The 2,779-nt window shown below is 63.1% G+C and carries 1 protein-coding gene; it reads left to right on the forward strand.

The annotated features are described in order from the left end of the window. A partial coding sequence (locus tag B0O95_RS15050; RefSeq protein ID WP_233203449.1) for a non-ribosomal peptide synthetase occupies window positions 1-2,779 on the forward strand: 2,779 nt, incomplete at both ends.

Genomic DNA, 2,779 nt, shown 5'->3' on the forward strand with positions numbered 1-2,779 from the left:
AGCCGACCTTGCCGTTTGGGCTCGCGCAGGTACAGCACGACGGCAGTGACGTGAGCGAGTCACACCGGATGCTGCCGCCGGCGTTGAACGATCGGTTGCGTGCGCACGCCAAACGGTTGGGCGTCAGTCTGGCGAGCTTGTGTCACTTGGCGTGGGCGCAGGTGCTCGCGCGCGCGAGCGGCCAACAACGCGTAGTGTTTGGCACCGTGCTGTTTGGTCGGATGCAAGCGGGTGAGGGGGCCGATCGTGCGATGGGGCTCTTTATTAATACGCTGCCGCTGCGCTTGGAGCTGGATGGCAGTGTGCAGGCGTGTGTGCGGAGCACGCAGGCGCGGCTGGCGGCGTTGCTCGAGCATGAGCACGCATCGCTGGCGCTCGCGCAGCGCTGCAGCGGCGTGCCGGCGGGCACGCCGCTCTTTAGTGCGCTGCTCAATTATCGGCACAATGCGATGGGCTCGAATGAGCGCAGCGGGCTACCGGGTGTGGAGCTGCTCAGCGCGCAGGAGCGCACCAATTACCCATTGACACTGTCGGTCGAGGACTTTGGGCAATCGTTGGGGCTGACGGCCCAGAGCGTGCCGTCGCTGGAGCCCGAGCGGGTGTGCGCGTATATGCAGCAGGCGCTGCACAGCTTGGCTGACGCGCTCGAGGCGACGCCCGAGATTCCAGTGCAGCAGTTGCAGGTGCTGCCCGAGGCCGAGCGCCAGTTGCTGCTTAACACGTGGAACGCGGCGCAGCAGGCGTATCCGTCGCACGTGTGCGTGCACCAACTATTCGAAGCGCAGGTCGAGCGTACGCCCGAGGCGCCAGCGCTGGTGTTTGAAGATCAAACGTTCAGTTATGCGCAGCTGAACGCACAAGCCAATCGCTTGGCACACCAGCTGATTGAGTTAGGCGTCAAGCCGGACACGCTCGTGGCGATCTGCGTGCAGCGCAGCCCGGCGATGGTTGTGGGGCTCTTGGCGATTCTGAAAGCCGGCGGCGCGTATGTACCGCTCGATCCGGCGTATCCGAGTGAGCGCTTGGTGCATATTCTCGCCGATGCAGCACCGGCGATTGTGCTCGCCGACGCAGCCGGGCGCGCTGCGTTGGGCGACGCGGCGCTGGCCGAGTGCACGGTGCTCGATCCGGTTACCGTGCCGGCGTTGCCGGACACGAATCCGTCGGTAGTCGAGTTGACGGCCCGGCATCTGGCGTATGTGATCTACACGTCGGGCTCGACCGGCACCCCAAAGGGCGTGATGGTCGAACATGCCCAAGTGGTGCGTCTGTTCGAGGCGACGCAACCGTGGTATGGCTTTAACGAGCATGATACTTGGTGCCTATTTCACTCGTTTGCGTTCGATTTCTCGGTCTGGGAGCTGTGGGGCGCACTGCGTTATGGCGGCAAGCTTGTCATCGTACCCCATTCCATTGCCCGCTCTGCCGACGCTTTTTACCAGTTGATCTGTGAGCAGGGTGTCACCGTATTAAATCAGACCCCCAGTGCGTTTAAGGCGTTGATGGCCAGCCAAGCACACCGCGCCTTGTCAGATCAATTACGCTATGTGATCTTGGGAGGGGAGGCGCTGGAGCCGACGAGCTTACAGGCGTGGTATGCCACGCACGACGAGCGTCATCCGCAATTGATCAACATGTATGGGATTACCGAAGCGACTGTGCATGTGACGTATCGGCCACTTCGGCAGCAAGACAGCGAGCAAGCGGGCAGTCCGGTGGGCACACGGATTCCGGATCTGACGATTTATCTGCTGGACGCGCACGGGCAGCCGGTGCCACTGGGTGCGGTCGGCGAGTTATCTATTGGTGGTGCGGGGGTGGCGCGCGGCTATCTGAACCGCCCGGCGCTGACCGCGGAGCGCTTTGTGCCGGATCCGTTCTCCGATGACGCGGGTGCCCGGCTGTATAAGACCGGGGATTTAGCGCGTTATTTACCGGACGGCAATCTGGAGTTTGTGGGGCGCAACGATGACCAAGTGAAGATTCGCGGCTTTCGCATTGAACCGGGGGAGATCGAAGCGTGCTTAACGGCGCATCCGCAGGTGCGTGATGCGGTAGTGCTGGCAACCGGTGAGGGTTCGGCTAAGCGGCTGGTCGCGTATGTGCAGGCCGAAGCGGACGCGCACCTGGCGAGCACCTTGCGCGCGCAGGTGGCGGCGAGCCTGCCCGAGTATATGGTGCCCAGCGCGTTTGTGCGGCTCGATGCGTGGCCCTTAACGCCCAACGGCAAGCTCGATCGGCGTGCACTGCCCGCACCGGACGATGCCGCGCTCGCACATCAAGCGTATGAAGCGCCACAAGGCGAACTTGAGACGACGCTGGCGACGATCTGGGCCGAGCTATTAGGCGTCGAGCGTGTGGGTCGGCACGACAGCTTTTTTGCGCTCGGGGGCCACTCGCTGCTGGCGGTGCAGCTCATGGAGCGCCTGCGGCGTCGGGGCTTGAGTGTGTCGGTGCGGCTGCTGTTTGAGGCACCGACACTTAGTGCGTTGGCGCAGACGTTGGGTCAGCGCCGTGACGTGGTGGTGCCTGCGAACGCGATCACGCCCGACACGAGTGCGATTACGCCGTCGATGCTGCCGCTCATTGAGCTGACGCAAGCGGACATTGACAAGATTGTCGAGCAGGTGCCCGGTGGCGTAGCCAATATCCAGGACATTTATGCACTGTCGCCGCTGCAAGACGGGCTGCTGTTTCACCATCTGCTGGCCAGCGACGGCGATCCGTATCTGCTGCTGGTGCAGCTGGCTTTCGACAGTCGTGAGCGGCTTGACCAGTA

It is taken from the genome of Mycetohabitans endofungorum, assembly GCF_002927045.1.
Classification (GTDB): domain Bacteria; phylum Pseudomonadota; class Gammaproteobacteria; order Burkholderiales; family Burkholderiaceae; genus Mycetohabitans; species Mycetohabitans endofungorum.